The sequence below is a fragment of the Streptomyces sp. NPDC002835 genome (assembly GCF_053591995.1).
The window spans coordinates 82,192-100,597 of sequence record NZ_JBSFUW010000013.1 but is presented as its reverse complement, the minus strand read 5'-3'; the positions used below and the strand labels follow the sequence as shown (position 1 = coordinate 100,597).

Below are 18,406 nucleotides of genomic sequence, written 5' to 3'. Positions count from 1 at the left end.
GGCGTCAGCGCTTGGCGTGACGGCCGCCGCGGGACGACGGCGGGATCTCGGGGTCCGTGTCCGAGGCTCCGGCGGCGGCCGCCTTCCTGCCCTTGGAGCGGGCCCGCAGGAACTCGATCAGGATCGGCACGACCGAGAGCAGGACGATCAGGATCAGGATCGCCTCGATGTGCTTGTGGACGAAGTCCACCTTGCCGAGCGCGGCGCCGAGCAGGGTGACACCGGCTCCCCACAGCACGCCGCCGATGATGTTGAACGTGACGAACGAGCGGTAGTTCATCCGGCTCACGCCGGCGATGATCGGCGTGAACGTCCGCACAATGGGCACGAAGCGGGCCAGGACCAGGGACTTCGGGCCGTACTTCTCGAAGAACTCGTGGGCCTTCTCCACGTTCTCCTGCTTGAAGAGCCGGGAGTCGGGGCGCTTGAAGAGGGCCGGGCCGACCTTGCGGCCGAAGAGATAGCCGACCTGGTCACCGATGATCGCGGCGAGCACGATCAGGGTACAGACCAGCCACAGGGGCTGCTTGATCACGTCGGTGGTCACCAGCAGGCCCGTGGTGAACAGCAGCGAGTCGCCGGGCAGGAAGAAGCCGATCAGCAGACCGGACTCGGCGAAGACGATGGCGAGCACGCCGATCAGGCCGAAGGTGGTGATCAGGTAGTCCGGGTCGAGCCAGCTCGGTCCGAGCGCAAGGGTGTTCACGAGGTCCGGGCTCCTGTGGTGATAGTCATCGGCGGGTCGGCTGCCCAAAGCTATCAACGCACAGGTGTGATGCCACGTTCCACCGGTCGCAGCGGATGCGGGGTGAACGGCCACCGACGAGGCTGTGCACCATGGGAATCGAGGAGTACGGCGGCGGGCAGGGCCCGCAGGCCGATGTGTTGGTCGTCACGACGAACGACATCCCGGGCTTCCGGGTGGAGCAGGTGATCGGGGAGGTCTTCGGACTCACCGTGCGCTCGCGCCATCTGGGCAGCCAGATCGGGGCGGGTCTGAAGTCGATGGTCGGCGGTGAGCTCAAGGGGCTCACCAAGACCCTGGTGGAGACCCGTAACCAGGCCATGGAGCGTCTCATCGAGCAGGCCCGCTCACGGGGCGCGAACGCGGTTCTCGCGTTCCGCTTCGACGTGACGGACGCCTCGGACGTGGGCACGGAGGTCTGCGCCTACGGCACGGCGGTCGTCATCGCCCGGGTGTGACGGGAGACGGGGCCCCGGCCGGTTCCCGCGTCCGTGTCGGGCCGGGCTCCCTGCGTGCGGCCCCGGCATTGCGTGAGGTCTCGCATTGCGTGCGGTGCGAGACCGTATCAGCCTGAGCCCCATGGCACTCCACCAGGGCACCACCGGGACCGAGGACCACGGACCGGAGCGGCGCAGGCTGTCGGTCAACCCGTTCTTCGGGCTCGCCGATCCGGTCGGCCGAATGACGTCGGCCCCGCCCACGCACCGGCTGCCGGACGGCCCGATGCCGCCTCCCACCGCGTACCAGCTCGTGCACGACGAGCTGATGCTCGACGGGAACTCCCGGCTCAACCTCGCCACCTTCGTCACCACCTGGATGGAGACGGAGGCGGCGGAGCTGATGGCGGAGTGCCGCGACAAGAACATGATCGACAAGGACGAGTACCCGCGGACGGCCGAGCTGGAGCGGCGCTGTGTGGCCATGCTCGCCGACCTGTGGCACGCGCCCGACCCGGCCACCGCGGTCGGCTGCTCGACCACCGGGTCGAGCGAGGCCTGCATGCTGGCCGGGATGGCGCTCAAACGCCGCTGGACGAACCGGAACGCCGACCGCTACCGGAGCGGGGCGCGGCCCAATCTGGTGATGGGCGTCAACGTCCAGGTCTGCTGGGACAAGTTCTGCAACTTCTGGGAGGTCGAGCCGCGGCTCGTGCCGATGGAGGGCGACCGCTTCCACCTCGATCCGCAGGCCGCGGCCGAGCTGTGCGACGAGAACACCATCGGCGTGGTGGCGGTGCTCGGCTCGACCTTCGACGGTTCGTACGAGCCGGTGGACGAGGTCTGCGCCGCGCTGGACGCCCTCCAGGAGCGCACGGGCATCGATGTCCCGGTCCATGTCGACGGCGCGTCGGGCGCGATGGTCGCGCCGTTCCTGGACGAGGAACTGGTCTGGGACTTCCGGCTGCCGCGGGTGGCGTCGATCAACACCTCCGGGCACAAGTACGGGCTGGTCTACCCGGGTGTGGGCTGGGCGCTGTGGCGTTCGCCGGAGGCGCTGCCCGAGGAGCTGGTCTTCCGGGTGAACTACCTGGGCGGTGACATGCCGACCTTCGCCCTCAACTTCTCCCGCCCCGGCGCGCAGGTGGTGGCGCAGTACTACACCTTCCTGCGGCTCGGGCGGCAGGGCTACCGCGCGGTCCAGCAGACGGCGCGGGACATCGCGACGGGGCTCGCCGGGCGGATCGAGGCGCTGGGGGACTTCCGGCTGCTCACCCGCGGGGACCAACTGCCCGTCTTCGCCTTCACGACCGCGCCGGAGGTGACGGCGTACGACGTCTTCGACGTGTCGCGGCGGCTGCGGGAGAAGGGCTGGCTGGTGCCCGCGTACACCTTCCCGCCCCATCGCGAGGACCTGTCGGTGCTGCGGGTGGTTTGCCGCAACGGGTTCTCCGCGGACCTGTCGGCGCTGCTGCTCGACGATCTGCGGATGCTGCTGCCGGACCTGCGCCGCCAGTCGCACCCGGCGAGCGCGGAGCGGCGGCCGGAGACGCCGTTCCACCACTGAGGGCCGGTCAGCGGGTGTCCCCCTCGTGGGGTTCGCCCGTCGCGTACGGGTTCTCCTCGCCTTCGGCGAGCACGCCGACGAACGGCTCGCCCTCGCCCGCGAAGGTGTACGCCCCGGCCTTGATCCGCCGGATCAGGCCACGGGTCCACTCGGCGCCGGAGTCGGCGGACGAGACCCACAGGTTCATGATCTCGCCGATGTGCCCGAGTGACTCGGGCCCTTCCTCCGGCGTGTAGTACTCGGTGACCGAGGCCCGCCGCCGCTCGATGCCGCGCACCCGTTCCTCGAGCAGCTCGACGGCTTCCGCCCGCGGCAGGTCGACGACGAAGCCGATGGCCGCCGAGAGCACGTCCATCTTCTGGTCGTGCGCGGTCAGGGACTCGCGGAGCAGGGCGAAGTACGTCTCGGTGCCCTTCGCGGTGACCTCGTACTCGGTGCGCGGCGGGCCGCCGGCCGTGGAGGGCGCGATCTCGTGCGCGTGCAGCAGTCCCTGCTTCGCCATCTGCTTGAGCGCGTGGTAGATGGAGCCCGGCTTGGCGTTCGACCACTCGTGGGCTCCCCAGTACTCCAAGTCGTTGCGTACCTGGTAACCGTGTGCCCGGCCGTGCTGGCGCACGGCTCCCAGGACCAGCAGACGGATGGCTGACATCACCCGGCTTCCCTTCTATTCAACTTTGACTAGAGTACCTGCCATGACCGAGAAGACCATCCCGCTCCTGCCCTGCCGGACGATCCAGCCGGTGGTCGATTTCTACACCGCCCTTGGTTTCGAGACGACCTTCATACAGAAGAGCCCCTACCCGTACGCGGTGGTCGAGCGCGGCTCCGTGCAGCTGCAGTTCTTCGGCATGAAGCAGTACGACCCGGCGGAGTCCTACTCGGGCTGCTACGTCGTCACCGACGACGTCGACACCCTGCACGCCTCGTTCCGCGCGGGGCTCAAGGCGGCCTACGGCCGGATTCCGTCCCGGGGCCTGCCGCGCATCGGCCCGCTGAAGGACATGTCGTACGGGATGCGGCAGTTCCTGATGACCGACCCGGGCGGCAACACCGTCCGGGTCGGCACGCCGCTCGGCGACGGCCCGGGCCATCGGCCCGTCCCCAGGGAGACGTTCGCCCGGGCCCTCCATCTGGCCGATCTGTTCGCCGACTCCAAGCAGGATCCGGCGGGCGCGGCGCGGCTCATCGACCACGCGCTGGCGCGGGAGGACGAGCGCCCCACCGCCGTGCAGCACCTGAGGCTGCTGGTCCTGCGCGGCGACATCGCGCGGCGGCTCGGCGACGAACCGCTCGCCGGCCGGCTGCTGGAGCAGGCCGCCGCGCTGCCGCTCGACGCCGGGGAGCGGGAGTCGGCGCGGGACGCCCTGGCCAGGCTGGCCGAGCTGCGGGCGTAGCCGGGCCTCCGGGGCCGCTCAGCCGGCCTCGCCGCTCGTACTGCCCTCCAGGGCGACCAGGTCGAAGGCGCCCTTGCCGTCGAGGGACTCGCGGATGATGTCCGCGTGGCCCGCGTGCCGGGCGAACTCCTCGACCAGGTGCATCATCAGCCAGCGCATCGAGACCCGCGCGTCCTTCGGGAACCAGGGCGCCGGCGGCAGCGGGAAGGTGTGGTCCAGGCTGGGCACCGCGCGGATGAACTCCTCCGTCTCCTTGGCGACCGAGTCCCAGAAGGCCAGCGTCCCGGGGATCGTCTCGTCGCCGACCAGCCGGAAGCTGTCGCCCCAGGTCTCCTCGGACCGCTGCCGCTCGTTCGGCCGCTGCTGCGCCAACCGCAGCCAGTTCAGCTCCATTTCGGCCACATGCTTGAGCAGTCCGGACAGGGAGAGCTCGCTGGCGCTCGGCCGGCTCGCCCCCTGCTCCTCGGTCAGCCCGAGGACGGAGCGCCGGATCGCGCCTCGCTGCGCCTCGACGAAGGAGAGGAGCGCGCCGCGCTCGTCGCCGTGGGCCTCCGCGGGAACGTGAGTGACCATGATGTCCGCCTCCGGTGGGTGATCTCGGGGAGGGGCCCGTCCGCCCTCCTGCCGACACCCCGAAAGCTACGGGCCCTTGCGGTCAGGTTCTGTCCGCAAGGGCCCGGCGTCCGGAGGATTCCTCAGAACGGGAACCGCGAGCGGCCGTGCTGCACGGAGATCCACTTCTGGGTGGTGAACGCGTCGAGCGTCGAGTCGCCGTTCAGCCGGCCGATGCCCGACCGCTTCTCCCCGCCGAAGGGGACGATGGGCTCGTCGTGCACGGTGCCGTCGTTGATGTGCATCATGCCGGTGTCCACGCGCTTCGCGAGCCGCACACCGCGCTCCACGTCGCCGGTGTGCACGGCGCCGCTCAGGCCGTACGGCGAGTCGTTGGCGATCCTGACGGCCTCGTCCTCGCCGTCGAACGGGATGATCAGCGCCACCGGGCCGAAGATCTCCTGGGAAAGGACCGGCGAGTCGGCAGGGAGGCCGGTCAGCACCGTCGGGGAGACCAGATTGCCCTCCGCGGTGCCGTGCAGCAGGGCCGTCGCACCCGCCGCGACCGTCTGGTCGACCACCGAGGTGACCGCGTCCGCCTGCGAGGAGTTGATGAGCGGCCCGATGTGGGTCGCCGGGTCGGCCGGGTCGCCGACCCTGAGGGTCCGCACCTTGGCGACGAACTTCTCGGTGAACTCCTTCTCCACCGAACGGTCCACCAGAATGCGGTTGGCCGCCATGCAGACCTGGCCCTGGTGGACGTAACGGCTGAAGACCGCGGCGTCCACCGCGTAGTCGACGTCGGCGTCGTCGAGCACGATCAGCGCGCTGTTGCCGCCGAGTTCGAGGATGGCCTGCTTGAAGTTGGCCGCGCAGACGGTGGCCACGTGGCGGCCCACCTTGTCGGAGCCGGTGAAGGAGATCGCCTTCGGAATCGGGTGCGCGATGAGCGCGTCGCCTATCTCGGCTATGTCCGTGATCACGACGTTCAGCAGACCGGCCGGCAGACCCGCGTCCTCGAACACCTTGGCCACCAGCGAACCGCCGCAGATCGGGGTGTTCTGGTGCGGCTTGAGGACGACCGCGTTACCGAGGGCCAGCGCCGGAGCGACCGACTTGATCGACAGCAGGAAGGGGAAGTTGAAGGGGCTGATGACACCGACGACACCGACCGGCACGCGGTAGACCCGGTTCTCCTTGCCGTCGATGGGCGAGGGCAGGATGCGCCCCTCGGGCCGCAGCGCCAGATTCACCGCCTCGCGCAGGAACTCCTTGGCGAGGTGGAGTTCGAAACCCGCCTTGAGACGCGTGCCGCCGAGCTCGGCGACGATCGCCTCCGAGATCTCCTCCTCGCGGTCCTCGATGATCCGCAGGGCCCGCTCGAAGACCGTCCGGCGGGCGTACGGGTTGGTCTCGGCCCATTCCCGCTGCGCCCGCTCCGCCGCCCGGTAGGCCAGGTCCACCTCGTCGGCCGTGGCGACGGGGATCGAGGCGAGCTTCTCACCGTCGTACGGGTTGAAGTCGATGATGTCCCAGGAGCCGCTGCCCGGCCTCCACTCGCCGTCTATGTACTGCTGGGCCAGGTCGGTGAAGAAGGCCATGTGATCCCTTACTCCAGAGGCGTGAGCACGGAAGTCTGATGTTGCGTCATCGTACTTATGTTTCAGATGAGTTGAAGCAGTCCCCGGAGAAGGTCACGCGTCTCGGCCGGATCCGGACTGTCCTCGGTGAGCCGCTCCATCACCCGCTCGTACTGCGCGACCTCTTCGCGCTTGTCCACGTACAGCGCGCTGGTCAGCTGCTCCAGGTAGACGATGTCGGAGAGGTCCGACTCGGGGAAGCGCAGCATGGTGAAGGACCCGCTCTCCCCCGCGTGTCCGCCGAAGCTGAACGGCATCACCTGGAGCGTGATGCCGGGGTGCTCGGAGACCTCGATCAGATGGCGCAACTGGGCCTGCATCACGGCCCGGTCGCCGTACGGGCGGCGCAGGGCCGCCTCGTCCAGCACGACGTGCAGCTGCGGGGCGCGCTCGGACACGAGGGTCTTCTGCCGCTCCAGGCGCAGCGCGACCCGGCGGTCGATCTCGGCCTGCGGGGCGTCGGGCATGCCGCGGACGACGACGGCGTGCGCGTACGCCTCGGTCTGCAGCAGCCCGTGTACGAACTGCACTTCGTAGATACGGATCAGCGAGGCGGCGCCCTCGAGGCCGATGTATGTCTGGAACCACCCGGGCAGCACATCGCCGAAGCTGTGCCACCAGCCGGTGACATTGGCCTCCTTGGCGAGCCCGAGGAGCGAGGCGCGTTCGGCGTCGTCGGCCACGCCGTAGAGGGTCAGCAGGTCCTCGACGTCGCGCGCCTTGAAACTCACCCTGCCCAACTCCATACGGCTGATCTTCGATTCGGACGCGCGGATCGAGTAGCCGGCCGCCTCTCGCGTGATGCCCCGCGACTCCCTCAGCCTTCTCAGTTGTGAGCCCAGCAGGATGCGCCGCACCACCGAACCTCCGCCCGGACCCTCGGTGCGGGTTTGTCCCCACGCCCACTCGGACTCTGCTGCCGCCACGACTTCGACCCTCCCCATCGCTTTTGCGCTGCCGCTCTGTTCACTCGTTCCGATGCTGCCGGGGGTCCCCCCGAACCCCAAGAGCGGGATTCTGCCACCAAAACGCTTCGGTGAGTACTCACCCCGTTACTGATACGTGAGCGGCCCGTCCAGGGAAGTTGAGGAATTTCGCGGAAGAAATGAGCAACAAACGGCACGGGGGCGGACAGGTCAGGCGCGTGCACGTGCATCTGCCCTTGCATCTGCCCTACGCATTGGGAACCATGGTTGGCGCGCCACCTGCGTACTCGTTCGTGTTGTAGCGTCACAGCCGCGATTCCCGGGAGTGCCTCGCATGGGACCGAATGGATCCACCATGCTCGAGCCGTTACGGCAGGGCCTTCCCCCGATCGACCCCTCGGCCGTCTCCACTTCGGCCTCGTGCTCCCTCCCCGCCCGCTTCGACGCGGTCCGCGGCGCCCGCCGGTTCACCGAGAGCACGCTGGGCCAGTGGGAGCTGGAGGAACGGTTCGACGATGTCGCGCTGGTCGTCTCCGAGTTGGTGACCAACGCCCTCCGGCACGCCCTGCCGGCCGAGAGCGCACCGCGCGTACCCGCCGGCGAAGCGCCGGTCCGGCTCCATCTGATGCGGTGGACCGGCCGCCTGGTGTGCGCGGTACGCGATCCGAGTCATGCCGGCCCCCGGTCGCGCGCGGCGGACGAGGACTTCTCCGCCGAGTCCGGCCGCGGTCTCTTCCTCGTCGACTCGTTCAGCGACGGCTGGGGCTGGCACCCGCTCGCCGGGTCACTGCACGGCAAGGTGGTCTGGGCACTGTTCCGCGTCGGTCAGGCCTCCGCAGTCGGTTAGGTCTCCGTACCCGAAAGCGCCGGGCCGGGGAGCTTCCCCGGCCCGGCGCTTTCGGGTCGTGCGGCGCGGTCCTGGGCCTCAGGCCCCCGCGACGAGATGGTCGAACTCGCCGTCCTTCACGCCGAGAAGCAGTGCCTCTATCTCGGCGGTCGTGTAGACGAGCGCGGGCCCGTCGGGGTGCCGCGAATTACGCATGGCCACGTCGCCGCCGGGCAGTCTGGCGAACTCCACGCACGAGCCCTGTGAGTTGCTGTGCCTGCTCTTCTGCCAGACGACCCCCTGAAGCTCCGTGGCCGCCATGCCGTTGTACACGTTGTGCACAAGTCGCTCCCGGGGTGCAAGGTGCAGGTGTCAACCATCCCGGATCATAGCTGTGTTCATATGCAGATGCATGAAGCGGATGCACAGGCAGATGCACGTGCACGCGGGGTGTTGCCGCGGTTACAGCTACGGCTCTGGACATAGAGACGTCTGCCCCCGGCGATCGGTGCCATCCCGGGGAAATCAAGCCACTGCCTCGCGCGGAGTTCAGCGGCCGGCGGCCGCGGAGGCGTACGGCAGCAGCGCCATCTCCCGGGCGTTCTTGACGGCGCGGGCCAATTGCCGCTGCTGCCGCGCGGTCACCCTGGTCACCCTGCGGCTGCGGATCTTCCCGCGGTCGGAGATGAACTTCCGCAGCAGAGCGGTGTCCTTGTAGTCGATGTACGTGATGCCGTCCCGGTCCAGTGGATTGGGGCGGGGAGCCGACGGCTTGCGCGGCTGTGCGCGGCGGGCGGACATGTCAGACCTCCAGGAGGGAGTCGAAGGCGGGCGGCAGCCGCTTCCAGGCCTCCCGACCCGCGGCGTACTCGGCATCGGTCAGCAGACAGGAGTCGAGGAGCTCTTCCAGCCCGTCGCGGTCGAGACCCGGCGCGGTGAACACCAGGTGCTGGCAGCGGTCGCCGTGCTCGGGGTGCCAGTCCAGCGCGGCGGCCGCCCTGCGCACCGGCGGGACCATCTCCCACGCGGCGTCCGGCAGCGAGGCGAGCCAGGGGCCCGTGCTCTCCACGCAGAGCGCACCGCCGGCCGCGTCCCAGGCGAGCAGGGTGTCCGGCCGGTCGGCGAGCCAGAACCGGCCGCGGCTGCGGGCGGCGGCGCAGGTCAGGTCCTCCAGCGCCTGATAGAGCCGCTCGGGGTGGAAGGGACGGCTGCGGTGCCACACATGGGTGGCGACACCGCACTCGTCCGCCTCCTGCGGCAGCAGCGCGCAGGCGGGGTGCTGCGCGGCCGCGGCCGCCTCCACGTCGAATCCGGCGACCGCCGCGGCGGCCAACTCGGCGCTGTCCACCGGGATCCGGCGGGCCGTCGGATGCAGCTGGCTCAGCAGCGCGTGGTCCTCCTCGGCGGCCTCGTCGGCGTCCACGACGGCGACGACCGGGGCGTACTCCAGCTGGCGCGCCCAGGTGTCGGCGATCGTGCGGCGGTCGGTGGCAGCCGCGGCGAGGCCCGCGTCCGCCAGGTCGTCGCCGTTGCCGAGATACGGCAGCAGCAGCGCGGGGTCGACGGCCGTCATCACCGACGTCACGGCGAGACGGTCGCCGCCGTGCGCGGCGACGACCTCCGCCATGGCCTTCGGTTCGACGGAGTCCCACAGTTCGACGATCGCGAGAGCGGTCGCGCCGTCGTCGGCGAGCCGCGCCAGTTCGGGCACCAGGTCCTCCCGGAGCGCGCAGCAGGCGCAGTCGTTGACCAGCGGCGCTTCGCCGGTGTCGCGGACGCGGAACGCGTCGCGCACGGTGCGGACGACGGTGCCGCGCCCGGCGGCCTGGAGGTCGTGATGGAGGGCGACACTGCCGCGCACCGTGGACAGCAGCCGCTCCACGGTGGCCCGGCGGGCGTCGGCGTGCAGCCCGCCGACGAGTACGACGGGCAGCGTCACCCCCGGCCTCCGTAACGCCGCTCGAAGCGCTCGACGCGCCCGGCGGTGTCGAGGACCCGTGCCGTGCCCGTGTAGAAGGGGTGGCTCGCCGACGAGATCTCCACGTCGACGACCGGGTAGGTGTTGCCGTCCTCCCAGTCGACCGTCCTGTCGCTGGTGAGGGTCGACCGGGTGAGGAAGGCGAAGCCGCCGGCCTTGTCGCGGAAGACGACGGGCCCGTACGGCGGGTGGATGCCGGGTTTCATCGCTCAGCGCTCCTCTCGGAAGTCGACGTGCCGCCCGGCGACCGGGTCGTACTTGCGCAGGGTCAGCCGGTCGGGATCGTTGCGGCGGTTCTTGCGGGTCACATAGGTGAAGCCGGTGCCCGCCGTGGAGCGGAGCTTGATGACCGGTCGGATGTCGTTGCGAGCCATGGGGTTAGAATAAATGGAAATGATTTCCATTTCCAACTCCACTCGCGAGAGGTGCATCACCATGTCCGCGCACTGCATGCTGACCGGGGCCGTGCCCGGCTTCGGCAATCGGATCTCCCACTCCCACCGGCGCACGTCCCGCCGCTTCGACCCCAACATCCAGCGCAAGCGGTACTGGCTCCCCGGCGAGGGCCGCCATGTGCGACTCACGCTCAGCGCGCGGGCGGTCAAGACGATCGACGTGATCGGCGTGGAGGCCGCCGTGGCCCGCATCCGAGCCCGGGGAGTGAAGGTCTGATGGCGAAGAAGAGCAAGATCGCCCGCAACGAGCACCGCAAGGCGGTCGTCGAGCGGTACGCCGCCCGGCGGGCGGAGTTGAAGCGGATCGTCCGCGCGCCCGACACGAGTGAGACGGAACGGCGGGCCGCGCAGGCCGAGTTGCGGCGTCAGCCGCGTGACGCGAGCCCCACGCGCGTCCGCAACCGGGACGGCGTGGACGGCCGGCCCCGCGGCCATCTGCGGAAGTTCGGGCTTTCCAGGGTGCGGATGCGTGAGCAGGCCCACGCCGGATTCCTCCCCGGAGTCCGCAAGTCCTCCTGGTAGCTTGGCGCGGTCCTGCCACCGATCAGGGGGATCGATCACATGCGCAAGCTCGTACGGACCACGGCCGCCGCGGCGGGCCTCGTCGCCGCCCTCGCGCTCACCGGATGCGGCAGCGGCGAGAGCGACGACGCGGGCAAGGACGCCGCGCCCTCGGTCTCGCCCACGGAGACCGGCGGGGACACCGGAGGCGGTGACGGCGGCCGGAGCCGTGACGTCGAGGGCACCTGGGCCGATACGAGCGGCAGCGCCGGCCCCGTCGCGCTCAGCGTCCAGCAGGGGACGGCGACGCTCGTCGCCGAGGGACACACCTGCCACGGCGAGGTGCGGGAGACCGGCAAGCAGATGCTGGCCCTGAAGTGCGCGGACGGGAACACCGACCGCACGACGGGCACGGTCGAGTCCAACGACGGCACGACCCTGGTCATCTCCTGGGACGGCGGGAAGAAGGACACCCTGAAGAAGATCGACCAGGGACAGCTGCCCGACGGCCTGCCGACCGGTATGCCGAGCGAGTTCCAGATCCCCTGACGGTCCCACCCGTCACAGGCGCCACGCGCCGGGTGGACAGTCACCGTCACAGGTGACACGCGCCCGGTCGACGGTCACTGACACAGGTGACACGCGCCGGGCCACGGGCCGCGGATCCCTCACGGGTCCGCGGCCCTTCGTCGTCCGGGCCCCGCGGCGAGGGCCGCAGCCAGCGCGTCCAGCGCGGCCAGGAGCTGCACGGCGCCGCCCCGCAGGACCGCGTCGGCCGCCTCCTTGGTGCCCCACCGGTCCACGACCTCGTGGAGGGCGTCCCAGTCCGGCACCCGGTGGTCGCGGATCGCCTCCACGGCGTCCTGTGTGGTCTGCCGCAGCACCTCGGCCAGCGCGGCGGCGGCGGGAACGGGCTCGACGTCACGGCCCGGCCGGTACTCCGGCAGATGAGCCTCGATGAGCATGGCGACCCGGCCGGCCTGCGCGAGCGCGCGGCCCGCCTCCTCCGCCGTGTCGCGGGACAGCACCCGGGAGCGCACCGGTTCGTGCTTCGCCTTCTTCAGCGCCTCCCGCCAGGCGATACGGGCGTCGCGCGAGGCCAGCAGCGCCCGGCGGACGTCCGCCGTGTCGGCCGGGTCGGCATAGCGGTCGAGGACGGCCGCGGCGTAACGGCTGTCGGCGAGCAGCCAGTCCGCGAGACGGTGGTGCAGCCGCGGCGTCTCCCACGCGGGGTACACGGCGTAGGCCAGCATCGCCAGCAGCCCGCCGAGGAGGGTGAGCAGCACCCGCTGGGGCACGGTCTGGTCCCACTCCTCCCCGCCGGTGCCGAGCAGGAAGACCACATAGGCGGAGATGAAGACGCTGGCCGCGACGTAACCGGTGCGCATCACGAGGAACATGCCGAAGGCGCACAGGACGGCGATGCCCGCGCTGACGTAGGTGCCGGGATCGGCCGCCCGCACCACCGCGGACGCCACGCCCACCCCGACGAGCGTCCCGCACAGCCGGGCGACGGAACGGCCGTACGTCTGCGAGAAGTCGGGCCGCATGACCATGACCGCCGTCAGCGGCGCCCAGTAACCGTGGCCGAACGGGAGCGCCGTGCCGAGCAGATAGCCGGCGGCCACGACCGCGGAGGAGCGCGTCGCGTGCCGCAGGACCGGCGAGCCGGGGTGCAACTCGCCCCGTACGGCGCGCAGGGCCACGGGCAGCAGCCGCAGCAGGCCCTGCCGCGTGCGGTGGCCGGACTCGGTGATGCCGTCGCCGCGGGCCGTGGCGACGACGTCGTCGAGCAGCGCGGCCAGCCGCAGGGCGGCGCGGCGGGGCGGCCCGAAGAGGACGGCGCCGGCGTCGGGCGTCCGCAGGACGGCGGCCGCGGCCGCCGGCACCTCCACCGCGTCCCCGTGGCGCACGGCCCGCGCGGCGGTGTCGAGCACGGCGCCCGCCGCGTCGAGGAGTTCACGCACCCGGTCGCGGGCCGGTCCTTCGGCGGGGACGCCGACGGCCGGGTCGGCGAGGGAGGCGAGCACCGGCCTGATGCGTTCGGCGACCCCCCGGGTGCCGTGCAGCTCGGCCGGCCTGCGCCTGGCCTCCCTCGGGGTGACGGCCGCCGCGCTGCGAGCGTGCATCAGCGGCGCCGGGTCGAAGGACGCGGTCGGGTCGCTCCGCAGCCGGCGCGCGTAGTCCGCCTCCGCGGCGAGCGCGTCGGCCAGCGCGTCGCGCCGCGCGCCCCAGCGGCGTACGGGAAAGACGACGACGAGCAGGGCCTGGACGATCCCGCCGACGGCGATCATGGCGGCATGGCCCGCCGCGGCGGCGACCGAGGTGGGCAGGGTGACCGTCACCAGCATGATGGCGACGTTCGACGAGGCGATGATCCCGACGGTCGGCCCGACGGCCCAGGCAAGCCCGGCGAGGAAGGTCCACAGCGTCAGCAGCCCCAGGAACAGGGCGATATGGGTGCCCGTGACATAGCCGAGGAAGGTGGAGACGGCCAGCGTCGCGCCCGAGACGAGCGCCAGCACGGGCCGCGGGCGCCAGCTGCGCTGGAAGGTGGCGACGGCCGCCTGGAAGGCCCCGAAGGCGGAACTGACCGCGACGACCGGCCCGAAGAGCGTGAGGGCGGCCCCGACGACGAGCGCGAGCCCGGCGGCGCCGCGGATCGCGACCAGGGGCTCCAGCCGCTGCCGCTCGATCCTCAGGCCCGAACGGGCGGTCTCCTTCAGCGCCCGGAGCCAGCTCATGGGGCGAGCGTAACGGGCTTCACGGACATTTTTTCAAGGGTCGAGCCCGGGGCCTGGCCCGCCCGCGCTAACGCCTGGGCCGCCGCCGCGCCACACCGCCCGCCGACGGGGCGGACCCCCGGCGCTCGGCCCGGTCGGCCGCGGCCAGGCCGTCGTGCCAGCCGTCGAGGTCGGTCACGCCGCGCACGCGCGTGGTGGTGGTCTCGGGGAACATCCGGTCGGTGTGAGCGGTCACGGCCACGTCCCGCGAGGCAAGGACCGGCAGCAGGTCCGCCGTGACCACCTCGTCGGCCACCGCGGCCAGGTGCTCGCCCAGCCGGCTCGCGTACGCCGTCCAGAACGACTGCCGGAAGGTCTTCGTACGCCTGCGGCCCCCCGCGCGCTGCGCCGACTCCGCCGTGGCCAGGGCGGTCGCGCCCTGGACGAGCAGCGAGGTGTGGAGGAGCTCGACCGACTCGAGGTCGCTCTCGAAGCCGACGACGGTCGAGAAGCCGAAGGAGCTGTTCCACACCGCGCGGCAGCGGTTCGCGCCGGCCACCGCGTCGAGCAGGACCGCCTTCGCCGTCTCGTACGGGGCCTCCACGCCGATCCGGCACGCCGACGGGGCGTCCGGGCTGTGCGTACGGGCCGACAGCAGGGCCTCGTCGACGCTGTGGCGCGCCATGAGTTCCTGCGCCTTGGCGGTCAGCGCCTCGGCCTCTTCCGGGAAACCAGTGGCCTCCGCCTTCACCAGCAGCGCCCGGATACGGCCGAGCATGCGCGGCTCGTGCGGTGCCGCGCGCACCGCGGACAGGGGCTCGCCGGGGACCGGGCCGACCGGTTCGATCGCGGGGAGGCGGGCGAGCAGACGGTAGAGCTCCAGCAGGGCCGTGGCCCGCGAGAAGCGGTCCGACCACGGCGACCGCAGGGCCGCAGGTTCGGCGAGCTGTGCCCGGAAGCGGGGCGCCAGACGGGCGCCGTAGCGCTTCGTCTCCGCCGTGATCAGAGCGGCGGCGAGGAGCTCGTGCGCCTCGCCGAGATCGCGGCGGACCAGCCGCAGGACGTCGGCGGGCTGCCAGCCGCGCTCCCAGGCCCGCCGGACGAACTCCTCGCCGCGCCGGTCGAGCTCGGCGTCGGCGGCCGGGTCGGCGGCAAGCAGGGACGCACCGGTGTCGAGCGCCTCGTCGCTCTCCGCGTACAGCGCCGCTGCCAGCGCTTTCTCGACCGTACTCATACCTCGGATGGTCGCACGGGCGCGGCGGACACCGCCTCGGGGCGGGGCACCCACGCCCGGCGGCCGCGAGCACTTGTCCACAGCCTGTGGACAGCGAACCGGTTCGGACGACCGTCCGCCTCCGGGGCCGCAGCCTCCCGGATCGCAGCCTCCCGGTCAGGAGCCGCGTACGGTCTTCTTGGCCAGTTCGTACGCCGGGAGCATCTCCTCGTGCTCCTCGGAGTCCAGCCCGCCCAGGTCGACGACCACCACGCCCTTCGGTGTGGCCACGGCGAAGGCCCGCTCCTTCTTGGGTTCGTCCAGCAGCACACTGGTGTTGACGTACGTGACTTCGGTCGCTTCGTACGAGCCGGCCTTGGTCGCCGTGTACGCCTCCTTGGTGTGGTTGTCGCCCCCCGCCCTGACGAACGCCTCCAGCGCCTTGCGGGTGTCGCCGCCTGCGCCGGCCCCCACCCACACCCGCATGAAGCCGATGTTCCCCGCGGGCTTCGCGTCGATCTCGCACACGAGCGAGACCGGGCCCCGTACGGAGAGCTCGGCGAACTCCCCGTCCTCGGGAGCCTCGACGGCCTCCGGCTTCCAGTGCTCCGCGAGTTCGAACGTGACCGGCATGGGGCACGCCGAACCGGCGGCGCCGACCGGACCGCCCACGGCCGGCTCCTTGTCCTTCGCCGCCGCCCGGTCCGTCGCGGCCGTCTCCTCCTGCGGGACCGGCGATCCATCTGCCTTCTTCGACGGCGGCGCCTTGGTCTCCAGTGAACAGCCGGTCACCGCCCCCATGGCCAGCACCACCACCGCCCCGAGAGCCGCGCCCCGCACCTGTCTCCGCATCGCACCGCGTACCACCGAACGTCCCCACCCTGTCCATGAACCCGCCACCGTCGTCGGCGGCGTAGCAGGATCGATCCTACGGAGCGGGTGTCGAGGAGGGGCCGACCGATGGGTGAGAACAAGGACCGGATGCTGGCGGGCGACTGGTATCTGCCGGACGACGAGGAGCTGGGCGCGGACACGCTGCGCCGCGCCCGGCTCTGCGCCGCCTACAACACGTACAGCGGCGCCGACCCCGCCGAGCGGACGGCGATGCTCGGCGAACTGATCGGCTCACTCGGCGAGGACGTGCGCATCCGACCGCCGTTCCACTGCGACTACGGGCGCTACATCGCCATCGGGGACCGCACGTTCATCAACTTCAACGCGGTCTTCCTGGACGCCGCTCCCATCACCGTCGGGTCCGACGTGCAGATCGGGCCCGGCGTCCAACTCCTCACACCGGCCCACGACATGGACACGGAGCGCCGCCGCGCGGGCTGGGAGAGGGCGTCCCCGATCACGATCGGGGACAACGTATGGCTCGGCGGCGGTGTCATCGTCTGCCCCGGCGTCACCATCGGCGAGAACACGGTCGTGGGCGCGGGGTCAGTGGTCGTCAGGGACCTGCCGGCCGGGGTGCTCGCCGTCGGGAACCCGGCCCGTGTCGTGCGGAGCCTCGACCCGTGATGTGCGGGGCGGCCGGACGTCGTGGGGCCGGCCTCTGGACCCACCGGACGGTCGTGGGGCCGGCCTCTGGACCGCCGGACGGGCGCCGGAGGGCCGTGGCCGGTGCGTTACGGGGCCGCCGCGGGGCCGTTGTCACACCCTGCTGCCACACTCGGATCCATGAGCGGACGGTGGGCTCTGGCGGCGGCCGAAGGGGGAGCGGCTCGGCTCGTCCCCCTCGGCCCCGACGGCCTGCCCGCGGGGCCGGTCCTGGACGAGCCCGACCTGGTCGAGGCGGTCCGGTCCCGGCCGGAGGTCGACCGGTGGGTGTGGCGGTCCACCGCGGAGGTCTTTCCCCGGCTGCTGGCCGCCGGCGTCCGCGTCGAGCGGTGCTACGACATCGAGGCCGCCGAGCTGCTGCTCCTCGGCCATGAGGGGCGACTCGGTGAGCCCCGCTCGGCGGCGGCCGCCTGGGCGCGCCTGCACAACGCTCCCGTACCGCCCGACCCGCCCGCGCGTGCCGCCGAACCCGGAGCCCAGCCCTCCCTGTTCGAGCCGCAGTCGGTCACCGTGCCGCTGGAGGCGCTGCTCGAGGTCTACGCCGGGCAGCAGCGAAGACACGCGGCCGCCGAGCACCCGGAACGGATGCGGCTGCTGACGGCCGCCGAGTCCGCGGGGATGCTGGTGGCCGCCGAAATGACGCGCGCCGGACTGCCCTGGCGCGCCGATGTGCACCGCGAGGTGCTGCACGAACTGCTCGGCGAGCGGTACGCGGGCGGCGGCGAGCCACGGCGGCTGGCGGAACTCGCGGGCGAGGTGTCGGCCGCCTTCGGCCGGCGGGTGCGGCCGGACCTGCCGGCGGACGTCGTCAAGGCGTTCGCCCAGGCCGGGGTCAAGGTGCGCTCGACCCGGCGCTGGGAGCTCGAGCAGATCGACCACCCGGCCGTCGAACCGCTGATCCGGTACAAGCAGCTGTACCGGATCTGGACCGCGCACGGCTGGGGCTGGCTGCAGGGCTGGGTGCGGGACGGCCGCTTCCGGCCCGAGTACCTGCCGGGCGGGACGGTCTCCGGCCGCTGGACGACCAACGGCGGCGGGGCGCTCCAGATCCCCAAGGTGATCCGGCGTGCCGTCGTCGCGGACGAGGGCTGGCGTCTCGTCGTGGCCGACGCCGACCAGATGGAGCCGCGGGTGCTCGCCGCGATCTCACGGGACCACGGGCTGATGGAGGTCGCGGGCCACGACGGCGACCTCTACACCGCCCTGTCGGACCGCGCCTTCTCCGGCGACCGCGCCCACGCCAAGCTGGCGCTGCTCGGCGCCGTCTACGGCCAGACGTCGGGCGACGGCCTGAAGAACCTGGCGGCGCTCCGCCGCAGGTTCCCCCGCGCGGTGGCCTATGTGGACGACGCGGCCAAGGCGGGCGAGGAGGGCAGGCTCGTACGGACCTGGCTGGGGCGCACCAGCCCCCGGGCCGTGGGCTCGGGGGACGACGAGGAGGCCGGCATCCCCCAGGAGCCCGCCGAGCCGACTGAGCCCTCGGAGCCTCTGGAAACGGCCGCGGTGCACGGCTTCACGCCTGGCTACGCGTCGGCGAACGCGCGGGCCCGCGGCCGTTTCACCCGGAACTTCGTGGTGCAGGGCAGCGCCGCCGACTGGGCGCTGCTGATGCTGGCGGCGCTGCGGCAGGCGACGGCGGAGATGCGGGCGGAGCTGGTGTTCTTCCAGCACGACGAGGTGATCGTGCACTGCCCCGCCGAGGAGACCGAGGACGTGGCGAAGGCGATCCGCGCGGCCGGTGAGCTGGCCGGGCGGATCGCCTTCGGGGAGACGCCGGTGCGGTTTCCGTTCACGATCGCGGTGGTGGAGCGCTACTCGGACGCGAAGTGAGCCACCCGGCGGGGGGCGTGGCCGGCGGTGCGGCCGTCAGGCCGCGGGGTGTCCGTGGC

The 18,406-nt window shown here is 71.8% G+C and carries 22 protein-coding genes; 9 read left to right on the top strand and 13 right to left on the bottom strand.

The window, feature by feature from the left end; translation table 11 throughout:
• Positions 1-4: 4 nt before the first annotated feature.
• Positions 5-706, bottom strand: coding sequence for a DedA family protein (locus tag ACWD01_RS16830; RefSeq protein ID WP_451162411.1), 702 nt, complete (start codon positions 704-706; stop codon positions 5-7).
• Between the two features lie 131 nt (positions 707-837).
• Here ACWD01_RS16830 and ACWD01_RS16825 point away from each other — a divergent pair, with 131 nt between their 5' ends.
• Both ACWD01_RS16825 and ACWD01_RS16820 read left to right on the top strand, forming a co-directional pair.
• Positions 838-1,203: a YbjQ family protein gene (locus ACWD01_RS16825; protein WP_451162409.1), complete on the top strand. Its 366-nt coding sequence runs from the start codon at positions 838-840 to the stop codon at positions 1,201-1,203.
• A gap of 121 nt (positions 1,204-1,324) precedes the next feature.
• Complete coding sequence (locus ACWD01_RS16820; RefSeq protein WP_451162407.1) at positions 1,325-2,749, top strand: glutamate decarboxylase; 1,425 nt, start codon at positions 1,325-1,327, stop codon at positions 2,747-2,749.
• Between the two features lie 7 nt (positions 2,750-2,756).
• Here ACWD01_RS16820 and ACWD01_RS16815 read toward each other — a convergent pair whose 3' ends face one another.
• Entirely contained in the window at positions 2,757-3,398 is a 642-nt protein-coding gene (locus tag ACWD01_RS16815; RefSeq protein WP_451162405.1) for a PadR family transcriptional regulator, read from the bottom strand.
• 43 nt (positions 3,399-3,441) lie between these two features.
• Here ACWD01_RS16815 and ACWD01_RS16810 point away from each other — a divergent pair, with 43 nt between their 5' ends.
• Positions 3,442-4,143, top strand: a complete 702-nt coding sequence (locus ACWD01_RS16810; protein ID WP_451162403.1) for a bleomycin resistance protein — start codon at positions 3,442-3,444, stop codon at positions 4,141-4,143.
• Positions 4,144-4,161: 18 nt separating this feature from the next.
• On the opposite strand, the gene ACWD01_RS16805 is transcribed toward ACWD01_RS16810, so the two are convergent.
• The 3 genes from ACWD01_RS16805 to ACWD01_RS16795 form a co-directional block, all read right to left on the bottom strand.
• A complete protein-coding gene (locus ACWD01_RS16805; RefSeq protein ID WP_451162401.1) occupies positions 4,162-4,716 on the bottom strand; it encodes a DinB family protein in 555 nt (184 codons plus the stop codon).
• A gap of 122 nt (positions 4,717-4,838) precedes the next feature.
• Positions 4,839-6,296: an aldehyde dehydrogenase family protein gene (locus ACWD01_RS16800; RefSeq protein WP_451162399.1), complete on the bottom strand. Its 1,458-nt coding sequence runs from the start codon at positions 6,294-6,296 to the stop codon at positions 4,839-4,841.
• A 62-nt stretch (positions 6,297-6,358) separates the two neighbouring features.
• A complete protein-coding gene (locus ACWD01_RS16795; RefSeq protein ID WP_451162397.1) occupies positions 6,359-7,279 on the bottom strand; it encodes a helix-turn-helix domain-containing protein in 921 nt (306 codons plus the stop codon).
• A gap of 316 nt (positions 7,280-7,595) precedes the next feature.
• Between ACWD01_RS16795 and ACWD01_RS16790 the strand changes: the two genes are divergently transcribed.
• A complete protein-coding gene (locus tag ACWD01_RS16790; RefSeq protein WP_451162395.1) occupies positions 7,596-8,108 on the top strand; it encodes an ATP-binding protein in 513 nt (170 codons plus the stop codon).
• Positions 8,109-8,186: 78 nt separating this feature from the next.
• Here ACWD01_RS16790 and ACWD01_RS16785 read toward each other — a convergent pair whose 3' ends face one another.
• From ACWD01_RS16785 to rpmG, 5 genes are all read right to left on the bottom strand, one after another.
• Positions 8,187-8,429, bottom strand: a complete 243-nt coding sequence (locus tag ACWD01_RS16785; RefSeq protein WP_451162393.1) for a DUF397 domain-containing protein — start codon at positions 8,427-8,429, stop codon at positions 8,187-8,189.
• Positions 8,430-8,636: 207 nt separating this feature from the next.
• The gene (gene rpsR / locus ACWD01_RS16780) at positions 8,637-8,888 is read right to left on the bottom strand and encodes a 30S ribosomal protein S18 (RefSeq protein WP_451162391.1); all 252 of its coding nucleotides are present in this window, start codon (positions 8,886-8,888) and stop codon (positions 8,637-8,639) included.
• 1 nt (position 8,889) lies between these two features.
• A complete protein-coding gene (locus ACWD01_RS16775) occupies positions 8,890-10,026 on the bottom strand; it encodes a CobW family GTP-binding protein (RefSeq protein WP_451162389.1) in 1,137 nt (378 codons plus the stop codon).
• Positions 10,023-10,271: a type B 50S ribosomal protein L31 gene (locus ACWD01_RS16770; protein WP_451162387.1), complete on the bottom strand. Its 249-nt coding sequence runs from the start codon at positions 10,269-10,271 to the stop codon at positions 10,023-10,025. Before ACWD01_RS16770 ends, ACWD01_RS16775 begins: the two co-directional genes overlap by 4 nt.
• Before the next feature lie 3 nt (positions 10,272-10,274).
• Positions 10,275-10,439, bottom strand: a complete 165-nt coding sequence (gene rpmG, locus ACWD01_RS16765; protein ID WP_356897880.1) for a 50S ribosomal protein L33 — start codon at positions 10,437-10,439, stop codon at positions 10,275-10,277.
• A gap of 61 nt (positions 10,440-10,500) precedes the next feature.
• Between rpmG and rpmB the strand changes: the two genes are divergently transcribed.
• The 3 genes from rpmB to ACWD01_RS16750 are packed head-to-tail and all read left to right on the top strand — an operon-like array spanning position 10,501 to position 11,570.
• A complete protein-coding gene (gene rpmB / locus ACWD01_RS16760; RefSeq protein ID WP_356897893.1) occupies positions 10,501-10,737 on the top strand; it encodes a 50S ribosomal protein L28 in 237 nt (78 codons plus the stop codon).
• Positions 10,737-11,042, top strand: a complete 306-nt coding sequence (gene rpsN, locus ACWD01_RS16755; RefSeq protein ID WP_451162385.1) for a 30S ribosomal protein S14 — start codon at positions 10,737-10,739, stop codon at positions 11,040-11,042. The genes rpmB and rpsN overlap by 1 nt, the downstream gene beginning before the upstream one ends.
• Before the next feature lie 39 nt (positions 11,043-11,081).
• The gene (locus tag ACWD01_RS16750) at positions 11,082-11,570 is read left to right on the top strand and encodes a hypothetical protein (protein ID WP_451162383.1); all 489 of its coding nucleotides are present in this window, start codon (positions 11,082-11,084) and stop codon (positions 11,568-11,570) included.
• A gap of 119 nt (positions 11,571-11,689) precedes the next feature.
• Here ACWD01_RS16750 and ACWD01_RS16745 read toward each other — a convergent pair whose 3' ends face one another.
• The 3 genes from ACWD01_RS16745 to ACWD01_RS16735 form a co-directional block, all read right to left on the bottom strand.
• Positions 11,690-13,765, bottom strand: coding sequence for an FUSC family protein (locus tag ACWD01_RS16745; RefSeq protein WP_451162381.1), 2,076 nt, complete (start codon positions 13,763-13,765; stop codon positions 11,690-11,692).
• Between the two features lie 67 nt (positions 13,766-13,832).
• Positions 13,833-14,978 (bottom strand): DUF2786 domain-containing protein, encoded by a 1,146-nt coding sequence (locus ACWD01_RS16740; protein ID WP_451162379.1) that lies wholly within the window; start codon positions 14,976-14,978, stop codon positions 13,833-13,835.
• A gap of 156 nt (positions 14,979-15,134) precedes the next feature.
• Positions 15,135-15,809 (bottom strand): lipoprotein, encoded by a 675-nt coding sequence (locus ACWD01_RS16735; protein WP_451162377.1) that lies wholly within the window; start codon positions 15,807-15,809, stop codon positions 15,135-15,137.
• A gap of 108 nt (positions 15,810-15,917) precedes the next feature.
• Here ACWD01_RS16735 and ACWD01_RS16730 point away from each other — a divergent pair, with 108 nt between their 5' ends.
• Both ACWD01_RS16730 and ACWD01_RS16725 read left to right on the top strand, forming a co-directional pair.
• Entirely contained in the window at positions 15,918-16,478 is a 561-nt protein-coding gene (locus ACWD01_RS16730) for a sugar O-acetyltransferase (protein WP_451162375.1), read from the top strand.
• Positions 16,479-16,637: 159 nt separating this feature from the next.
• A complete protein-coding gene (locus tag ACWD01_RS16725) occupies positions 16,638-18,347 on the top strand; it encodes a bifunctional 3'-5' exonuclease/DNA polymerase (RefSeq protein WP_451162373.1) in 1,710 nt (569 codons plus the stop codon).
• The last annotated feature ends 59 nt before the right edge of the window (positions 18,348-18,406 follow it).

What these genes read in the sequence shown, in the direction of transcription:
- ACWD01_RS16730 (WP_451162375.1), top strand. Translation starts at nt 15,918, where the DNA reads ATGGGTGAGAACAAGGACCGGATGCTGGCGGGCGACTGGTATCTGCCG.
- rpsR (WP_451162391.1), bottom strand. Translation starts at nt 8,888, where the DNA reads ATGTCCGCCCGCCGCGCACAGCCGCGCAAGCCGTCGGCTCCCCGCCCC.
- ACWD01_RS16805 (WP_451162401.1), bottom strand. Translation starts at nt 4,716, where the DNA reads ATGGTCACTCACGTTCCCGCGGAGGCCCACGGCGACGAGCGCGGCGCG.
- ACWD01_RS16815 (WP_451162405.1), bottom strand. Translation starts at nt 3,398, where the DNA reads ATGTCAGCCATCCGTCTGCTGGTCCTGGGAGCCGTGCGCCAGCACGGC.
- ACWD01_RS16810 (WP_451162403.1), top strand. Translation starts at nt 3,442, where the DNA reads ATGACCGAGAAGACCATCCCGCTCCTGCCCTGCCGGACGATCCAGCCG.
- ACWD01_RS16740 (WP_451162379.1), bottom strand. Translation starts at nt 14,978, where the DNA reads ATGAGTACGGTCGAGAAAGCGCTGGCAGCGGCGCTGTACGCGGAGAGC.
- rpsN (WP_451162385.1), top strand. Translation starts at nt 10,737, where the DNA reads ATGGCGAAGAAGAGCAAGATCGCCCGCAACGAGCACCGCAAGGCGGTC.
- ACWD01_RS16820 (WP_451162407.1), top strand. Translation starts at nt 1,325, where the DNA reads ATGGCACTCCACCAGGGCACCACCGGGACCGAGGACCACGGACCGGAG.
- ACWD01_RS16790 (WP_451162395.1), top strand. Translation starts at nt 7,596, where the DNA reads ATGGGACCGAATGGATCCACCATGCTCGAGCCGTTACGGCAGGGCCTT.
- ACWD01_RS16795 (WP_451162397.1), bottom strand. Translation starts at nt 7,279, where the DNA reads ATGGGGAGGGTCGAAGTCGTGGCGGCAGCAGAGTCCGAGTGGGCGTGG.
- rpmB (WP_356897893.1), top strand. Translation starts at nt 10,501, where the DNA reads ATGTCCGCGCACTGCATGCTGACCGGGGCCGTGCCCGGCTTCGGCAAT.
- ACWD01_RS16770 (WP_451162387.1), bottom strand. Translation starts at nt 10,271, where the DNA reads ATGAAACCCGGCATCCACCCGCCGTACGGGCCCGTCGTCTTCCGCGAC.
- ACWD01_RS16825 (WP_451162409.1), top strand. Translation starts at nt 838, where the DNA reads ATGGGAATCGAGGAGTACGGCGGCGGGCAGGGCCCGCAGGCCGATGTG.
- ACWD01_RS16735 (WP_451162377.1), bottom strand. Translation starts at nt 15,809, where the DNA reads ATGCGGAGACAGGTGCGGGGCGCGGCTCTCGGGGCGGTGGTGGTGCTG.
- ACWD01_RS16750 (WP_451162383.1), top strand. Translation starts at nt 11,082, where the DNA reads ATGCGCAAGCTCGTACGGACCACGGCCGCCGCGGCGGGCCTCGTCGCC.
- ACWD01_RS16725 (WP_451162373.1), top strand. Translation starts at nt 16,638, where the DNA reads ATGAGCGGACGGTGGGCTCTGGCGGCGGCCGAAGGGGGAGCGGCTCGG.
- ACWD01_RS16745 (WP_451162381.1), bottom strand. Translation starts at nt 13,765, where the DNA reads ATGAGCTGGCTCCGGGCGCTGAAGGAGACCGCCCGTTCGGGCCTGAGG.
- ACWD01_RS16800 (WP_451162399.1), bottom strand. Translation starts at nt 6,296, where the DNA reads ATGGCCTTCTTCACCGACCTGGCCCAGCAGTACATAGACGGCGAGTGG.
- rpmG (WP_356897880.1), bottom strand. Translation starts at nt 10,439, where the DNA reads ATGGCTCGCAACGACATCCGACCGGTCATCAAGCTCCGCTCCACGGCG.